This window comes from Vibrio sp. 1562 (genome assembly GCF_033340155.1).
GTDB classification, from domain to species: Bacteria; Pseudomonadota; Gammaproteobacteria; order Enterobacterales; family Vibrionaceae; genus Vibrio; species Vibrio alginolyticus.
In genome coordinates this window covers 22572-30333 of sequence record NZ_JAWOVY010000034.1, presented here as the reverse complement: position 1 = coordinate 30333, position 7762 = coordinate 22572, and the positions used below count along the sequence as shown (strand labels likewise).

The 7762-nt window shown below is 43.8% G+C and carries 8 protein-coding genes; 4 read left to right on the top strand and 4 right to left on the bottom strand.

The features are described 5' to 3' along the window. Positions 1-202 precede the first annotated feature (202 nt). Both R7Z49_RS21725 and R7Z49_RS21720 read left to right on the top strand, forming a co-directional pair. On the top strand, positions 203-664 hold the full coding sequence (locus tag R7Z49_RS21725) for a carboxymuconolactone decarboxylase family protein (protein ID WP_005376442.1): 462 nt from the start codon (positions 203-205) through the stop codon (positions 662-664). Between the two features lie 104 nt (positions 665-768). Beyond that, complete coding sequence (locus R7Z49_RS21720) at positions 769-1509, top strand: helix-turn-helix domain-containing protein (protein ID WP_172563782.1); 741 nt, start codon at positions 769-771, stop codon at positions 1507-1509. Positions 1510-1628: 119 nt separating this feature from the next. Here the strand turns inward: R7Z49_RS21720 and R7Z49_RS21715 are convergent, their stop codons facing one another. The 4 genes from R7Z49_RS21715 to R7Z49_RS21700 all read right to left on the bottom strand — a co-directional run bounded on the left by R7Z49_RS21715 (position 1629) and on the right by R7Z49_RS21700 (position 4764). Beyond that, positions 1629-2123: a YcxB family protein gene (locus R7Z49_RS21715; protein WP_186585346.1), complete on the bottom strand. Its 495-nt coding sequence runs from the start codon at positions 2121-2123 to the stop codon at positions 1629-1631. A 223-nt stretch (positions 2124-2346) separates the two neighbouring features. Next, complete coding sequence (locus R7Z49_RS21710; protein WP_064354747.1) at positions 2347-2607, bottom strand: DUF5062 family protein; 261 nt, start codon at positions 2605-2607, stop codon at positions 2347-2349. Between the two features lie 82 nt (positions 2608-2689). Next, on the bottom strand, positions 2690-3766 hold the full coding sequence (locus R7Z49_RS21705; RefSeq protein WP_053307652.1) for a threonine aldolase family protein: 1077 nt from the start codon (positions 3764-3766) through the stop codon (positions 2690-2692). A 137-nt stretch (positions 3767-3903) separates the two neighbouring features. Next, complete coding sequence (locus R7Z49_RS21700) at positions 3904-4764, bottom strand: immunity 49 family protein (protein ID WP_186585348.1); 861 nt, start codon at positions 4762-4764, stop codon at positions 3904-3906. A 356-nt stretch (positions 4765-5120) separates the two neighbouring features. Between R7Z49_RS21700 and R7Z49_RS21695 the strand changes: the two genes are divergently transcribed. Then, positions 5121-5735 carry a PolC-type DNA polymerase III gene (locus tag R7Z49_RS21695; RefSeq protein WP_165401653.1) on the top strand — a complete coding sequence of 205 codons (615 nt, stop codon included), beginning with the start codon at positions 5121-5123 and terminating at the stop codon, positions 5733-5735. Positions 5736-5908: 173 nt separating this feature from the next. Next, on the top strand, positions 5909-7669 hold the full coding sequence (locus R7Z49_RS21690; RefSeq protein ID WP_149192054.1) for an ABC transporter ATP-binding protein/permease: 1761 nt from the start codon (positions 5909-5911) through the stop codon (positions 7667-7669). Positions 7670-7762: the final 93 nt, after the last annotated feature.

Sequence of the window (7762 nt, the reverse complement as noted above, 5' to 3'; positions counted from 1 at the left end):
ATGACATGACGCCAATTGAATATAAATTAGCAGCTTAAATTCTACGAGAGAGTTGTGTTAAGGATGGGGTATTTACACAATAGGTACATTTTTTCGCTTTCGTCGTTCACTCTTTTATCTAACTTTATTGAGTGCATGTCGAAAATCTTCAATCTTTTGCTAAGAGCGTTTTTTACTATGTAAAAAACAAAGGAGAATGACCATGAAAAAACGACTCAACTATATTGAAGTAGCGCCAAAAGCAATAGAAATCCTATACGCTCAGGAAGCTTACTTCCATGAACAATTTAGCCAATCAGAAACTATGAACATGATCATATGGGAACTGGTTAAGTTACGCATATCGCAAATCAATCAATGTGCATTTTGTATCGACATGCATAGTAAAGATGCGCTTAAGTTAGGTGAAAAGCCGGAACGCATATGGGGGCTTAGTGCATGGAAAGATATGCCATTCTACAGCGATGCAGAACACGTTGCACTAGGTTGGGCTGAATTACTAACTGCTGGCCTACCAGTAGATGATGATACCTATCAGCTGACCTTGAATACCTTCGGAGAAGAAGCTATGGTCAACCTAACAATTGCAATCAACGCGATCAATAGTTGGAACCGAATAGTTAAGGCATTTAAGCCAAAGGTTGGAGTCTATAAACCTCGATAATTCTATTTGACGGTTCTTACTTGTAAGCCACTGCTTATACCTCAACTTAATAGGATGAAAAGTACATGTGTATCACTTTCTCATTTAAGTTGAGGTTAAATAGGATGATTCATTTGAACTTAGAATTTGATATTTTAAAACCTCAAAAGGCTTTAGCTGGCTATGTTCAAGCCATTTGGTCAGCATCCGTCAAACCTGATACGACGCAAACCGTACGTAAACAATTACTCAGTGATGCTGGTACAGGTGTGGTATTCATTTTACAGAATGAAGTACAAATGGATGGTGAGTGGCAAACGCCAGGGGTTGTCCTACTACCTATAAGCATTCTGGCACATCAGGTCTGCCTACCGCCAGGTGCGGTGATGACTGGCGTACGCTTTCATCCTGCTGTTAGTTATCAACTATTTGGTAAACGTCTAGAACAGCTATTGCGGATTCAAGACGACCACCCTTTGGCTTCTTCTGCGCTAGCAACATTTGAGTCTCTGCAAACAGCGCGTTCGCCATATGCAAGGATTTCTACGTTATATCGCTGGGTTCAAACACTGATTGACGAATATGAACCGCGGTATGTCGGCCACATTATTGACCAACCTACAGGGACCATCAGTCAGCGCCAGAGAGAGCGCAATTTTCAGAAATGGTTGGGGATTACTCCTAAACATTACCAACGCATTAAACGAGTTAAGCACACTTTAGAGCAACTCCGAGCGCAACCCGATCTTACTTTATCGGAGTTGGCGCTAGAGCAAGGTTTTTCCGATCAAGCACACATGACTAGAGAGTGTAAGCAGATTGCGCGCATGACACCGAAGCAGTATGTCCGAAAGAGAAACCTCTAAACCTTATTAGCTTTCTACATCAAACCCAATTGATTCAGAATCGACCATATACTTGTTACAATGTTCGATCATATATCACCTACTTTTTCGATCGCTCATTCCAGCTTGATGTGAGTTGGTTAGCTCGCTTTTGATGCCGCGTGCCGCTCTACCATAAACGCGATCGCTTCTTCATTTAAGCAAGATTTGCTGATGTATTGGCGTTGTTTACCAAGGTGAAGGATAAAGCCCAAATCGGTTTGTTCGAGTTGGTCGATTTCACTCCAAGCGAGGCTGCGATCGATTTTACCGCTTTTATAGCGCACGCCATCTGCATTAACTTCAAACACTACTTTGCTGCCACGGCTTGAACTGATGGTTTGACGCCATAGCCACCAGGTTCTTTTGAAGTAAACGCTGCACGCTTCAATCACACTCAATACGATAAAGAACCAACCGACGTAACCGTTAGGTAGCAGTTCAAACTCCAATAAAACCACACCAAAGATAAGAAACAGCATCCCTTTTAGGTACGCTTGTGGGAACTTCGTTGGCTGGCTAGTTTGATCATAACACTCAGCAAAGAAAGGTTTGTCGAGTATGTATTCTGTAGTGAATTCGAAATCTTTAGACATGTATGGTTACTTCAAGGCTTCTGTAAATGAGTAATCTTGGTTGCACTCTCGCAACACCTGCATTGTAGCGCTTCTCGGGATTTATCTTTAGTCCTTTTGATTTTGTTTTGTAAATCAATGATACCGCCACGCCAAAAGACCTCGGTGCACTCGCCAAGATCAAACAAGGCGAACCATTTGGCTCGCCTAGTTAATTAATGACCTATATGACTTATGAGGTTTTCTACTTTAGAGGGTCGTTGTCTGGCAATGCACTGTGTATCCAGACTGCCAGTCGGTGTTTGATGCTTGCGCCGTCTAGCTTGCTTTCCGGTAATGGGGTGATCTGTTTGGCATCAACCAAGAATAGGTAAATCGCTTTTACTCTTAGAGGTTGTGGTGACTGAGGAAGGTCAAAGCCTTGTAGCTTCGCCATCTTCCCACCAATATCTAGTGCCTTCTTAACCAGTTTGTCTTCATTGTGAAGTTTGGAGCTTTTTGACATTGATAAATCCTCTTCTTCGCTTCAATTAAGAATACATGAAGTGTCACGTATGGCGTGTTAGTAAGCTCGCATATTGATAAGTTTATGCCTTCTTACCGAGTAACTGATTGAAAAACGACCTTAATTCGTCATCACCAAGATTGAGCAGGTAGTCACCAACATACCATTCAACAATCGATTGATTTGGATGTGCCGTGACTTGCGGGTTACCAAACCAAATGCCCTTTTCCGTGGCAAACGTGTATTGGAGTTCTTTCAACTCTTCACAGCTAAATGGCAGGATAAGGTGCAACATGTTTGCTTGAGGCTGGGTTGGTCTTACCGCCAAAGGTGGGAACTCTTCAATGATCCTGTAGATCTGTTTTGTTCGCTCAAATAGAACCGGCATTTGTGACAACCTTTCATCAAACTGCATTGCCGCAGACACCACATAAGGTGTTCTGTGATACAGGTTGCCACCTTGCCGCTTCATCCACAATGAAGCCAGTTCAATGAACGACTTTGAGCCAAGCAACATAGATCCACCCATGCCGTTGATGCCTTTGTAAAGTGAAACATAGGTCGTATCAAAACCAGCGGCGATCTCGCGGTATTCTTTCTGATAGTAAGCTGCGGTTTCCCAAAGTCTTGCGCCATCCATATGGAGATGAATTTTGTTTTCGGCGCAGTACGCTTTGATTTCTTCCAGTTCTTGCCATGAAGGTAGCTGACCACCAATTTCTCGCATCGGGAGTTCATAAAGAACGGCTGCGATTTCATCCGGCCAAGCAGTGAGATCCTCAAGCTTCCATGTTTGATAAGGGTTCCCTACTGGCAAAATACTAAAGCGATGTTGAAGCTGATAGCCTTGTTTTTCATGCACCGGAATATGGCTAGATGCGTGCATGGCGACAATAGGATTACGCTTTTGTCTTGTGACAATTTCAAGCACCGTTGGCTGCGTCATCGTCCCTGTTACAACAAAAAGCCCTGCCTCGTAACCCAGCAGATCGGCAACCTTTTGCTCGAACGCTTGAATCGTTTCTCCCTCACCGTAGACATCGTGATTTACGTTGTTCTCTTCGCACCACTTTGCCATTTTCGCAAAGTGTTCGGCTGGAGAATCTTCTTTATTACCAGAGAGATGGATATGACAAAGCTGTTTTAGGTGGGCACTCATTGTTCTGTCCTTTGAATCAAAGCTTCAACAATGTAACTTGTTAAAACGGAGGCGTAAACTACATTTTCGCGATGTATTTTCTGCGTATGCCTCCGTGCTGAACCTCCGGTTGGACATAGATTTAACTTAAGAGTGATTTACGCAGAACAAAGATCATGCTCACCGTAAACAAGCCATTTAGGTAAATATGCGGCTTCTGGAATCGTCCAACCATACTTATCGTATGCCAATGCAGCAAGACCAGTCAGTTTCAGAGAAACATTTCCTTTTGGCGAATAGCGAACATCTTCATTCATGTAGAACTGGTAATGCGCCTCTAACGCATCTCTCAGTGCTTGTTGATAATGCGCCTCATCACCATCGATAATGGCAACAAACACATTCACAAATGGAATAAACAAAGAGTGTACATATGGCACTCTGGTTGATTCTAAGTATTGCGGAGAAGATTTCTCCATCACAGTTTGCAATAACTCAGGTAATGCTGATGAATTGCTAAATACACCGTTAACGAACTCGACCAACGCAACATCGAAAGGATCTTTTAAACGCACTAACGACTCATCCATGATGGTCATCAGCTCTACGCAGCGCCAATCTCTCGCGGCCATCGCTAAACAGATTTCATCCAACCAAGCATCCATCGTTCCCCCTGCAATAGAACGGTTACCTACTTCCGAAAAATGTCGGTGCCCAACGGAGAATTCAACCACTTTGTCTGAATGATTGGCCAGCAAGTACACGTTATTCAGTAACTCAAGCGCTCTTTTTATATAAGCTGGCGAGGCCTGATGTTGTCCGTATTTTGAAGCAGTGAAGAATGAATCAAGCGAATACCAAGCGTCGCCTTTCATTCTTTTGAGAGGTTGCTGATAAAAAGATTGTTTTTCATCAAGCATTTCTTCCCAGAAGTTGTAAAAATCTTCATCTTCCTCACGAAAAATACGCAATTTTCTTTCTTCAGGTATCTCTAAATAATGATTCTTCATTGCTTCCATCGTTCCCTAGCCTCGCATTATAAGTTGTTCTAATTTTTTGCCGTGATGATATTCATACTCAAAATCAAGCCGTGAATGATGCCGAAGTTAATTTATAAAATCAATTTATAATCAGTATGTTGTATCGAAAGTTAATGCTTAACTGAAATGAATCGAAAAGCCGAAAAACATTTGAAATATAAGGCTACCGCACAAGCCGCGATGGGTAAGCCAGAACGTACCTGTCCATAAACAGTGGACGACGAACACTGACTTTGTGGAGTAAAGATAGACAGATATTCACCATTGTGTTCGCCTTTCTTTTTCTGTCGCTTTCGATAATACTCTTGCGCAATATTACTCAGCTGGAAAATTTTATGCCTCAAGCAAACTCTGTGGTCGTACTCGACTTTGAAACCACAGGTCTCTCTCCTACTTTAGGTGATCGCGCAATAGAAATTGGTGCAGTAAAGTTAGTCAATGGCGAGGTTGTCGATAGTTTTCAGCAACTCATGAACCCCGGTTTCAGAGTGAGTTCTTTCATTGAGAACTACACCGGCATTACCAACAATATGTTGCGATCGGCACCAAGCTGCGAAGAGGTAATGGCGTCATTTAGTGAGTTCATTGCTGGCGAGAACCTTATCGCTCACAACGCGTCCTTCGATAAACGATTTTTAGATGCAGAGCTTGAACGAATCAACTGTGGTTATTCGGGTGAGTTTGCTTGCTCCTTACTGGTAGCAAGACGGCTCATTCAAGAAGCCCCATCACATAAGCTAGGTGAACTTGTTCGCTATAAAAATATCGACAACGACGGTGTTTTCCACCGTGCACTAGCCGATGCGCAAATGACAGCCAAGCTTTGGCTCTTAATGGTCGAAGGGATAGAAAACTCAGGCATCGAAAAACCAAGTTTTAAGTTGATGCAAACGGTCAGTAAAACAGCCAAAGGAAAAGTCGACCTGCTACTCGCCAAAAGCCGTGCGTAACACCCTCCGAACTAAAAGCTGATTCTAGTCTCTTCGACGTTTAAGTGATTTTCGATATACATGCGATATTGGTTATCCCAGTGAATTTCCTAATCCGAACGCGGTAGTTCGCTGGTCTCATCAACCAAACTGGCTTACTATGCCAGGTACCTAAAACGCTTTGTGAGTCACTCATGAGCAGAAAAAATAACAAAAATCTCAGCATTCTTCTTAAACTCAGCACCTTTATTGCACCTTATAAATGGCGGGTTGCGGCGGCCTTGGTTGCCCTTGTCGCGACAGCAAGTTTGACGTTATCCGTTGGCTATGGAGTGCGCATTCTTATCGACCAAGGCTTTGCTCAGCAATCACTGCAAGAGCTTACCAATGCGATTCAGTTTATTGTCGGTGTAACATTGTGTATTGCCATTGGGACTTTCTTTCGCTTTTACCTTGTCTCTTCCGTAGGTGAGCGCGTTAGTGCGGATATTCGCCTTGCGGTGTTTAACCATGTGATTACGCTGCATCCGAGCTATTTTGAGACCAACAGTAGCGGCGACATAATGTCGCGCCTGACTACCGATACCACATTGCTGCAAAGCATTATTGGTTCATCGTTCTCGATGGCGATGCGTAGCGCTTTGATGTGTTTTGGTGCCATCATTATGTTATTCGCTACCAACGTTAAGCTCACGCTGATTGTGCTTGCTTCTGTGCCTTTGGTTCTGGTTCCGATTTTGTTTTATGGACGACGCGTGCGTGCTCTCTCTCGCCAAAGTCAGGACTCAATGGCCGATGTTGGCAGCTACGCTGGAGAAGCGATAGAACATATTAAAACCGTGCAAAGTTTTAGCTCAGAGTCGCATGAACGAGCGGCTTTCGCTGTCGAGGTGGAAAAAGCTTATGAAGTAGGTAGACAGAGAGTAAAACAGCGCGCGATCCTGATATCAGGCGTTATTGTGCTTGTGTTCAGCGCGATTGCAGGCATGCTTTGGGTAGGCGGCAGCGATGTGATTCAGGGAAAAATGTCTGCGGGTGACCTAGCCGCATTTGTGTTTTATGCCATTATGGTTGCCTCATCGACTGCAACCATTTCCGAAGTCATGGGTGAATTGCAAAGAGCCGCAGGTGCTACCGAACGGCTGATTGAGATCCTTCAAGTAGACAGTGATATTAAAGCGCCAAGCAACCATTTGCCTGTCCGTGCCGACATGCTTGCTGAGGTTAACTTTAATTCGGTGAGTTTCAACTACCCTTCTCGCCCAAATCAACCAGCAATCAAAGAATTAAATCTAACCGCTGAACAAGGAAAAGTACTGGCGTTGGTCGGCCCTTCTGGTGCAGGTAAAACAACACTATTCGAACTGCTGCAACGATTTTATGACCCACAGCAAGGGCAAGTGTTGTTTGGTGGTGAAGATATTCGACAGTTCGACCCAAACGAGCTTCGACGTCAAATGGCGCTCGTACCACAACAACCAGCGCTGTTTAGCCATGATGTTTTTCATAATATTCGCTACGGTAATCCTGAAGCGACGGATGTACAAGTTATCGAAGCCGCGAAAAAAGCCCATGCCCATGAGTTTATTGAGAAGCTTCCCGAAGGCTATCACAGCTTTTTAGGGGAGCGCGGCGTTAGGCTATCGGGCGGACAAAAGCAGCGTATTGCGATTGCTCGCGCGATTCTAAAAGATCCAAAAATCTTACTGCTAGACGAAGCTACCAGCGCCCTTGATAGTGAAAGTGAACATCACGTTCAACAAGCACTTGAAGCTCTAATGAAAGGACGCACAACGCTGATTATTGCTCATCGTCTTTCGACTATCCAACATGCGGATAAAATTGCGGTGCTCGACAATGGCGAGTTAGTCGATGTTGGTAACCACCAATCATTAATGCAAAGCTGTGAGTTGTATCAGCGACTTGTGGCATTGCAATTTAAGCACTTGGAGTAACGCCTAGTTAAGCGTTCAAAAGTAAGCAAAGGCGGACCAAATAATTTAATAACAGGAGTTTAACGATGTTTTTGTGTCAGTCCAGCGAGCCTT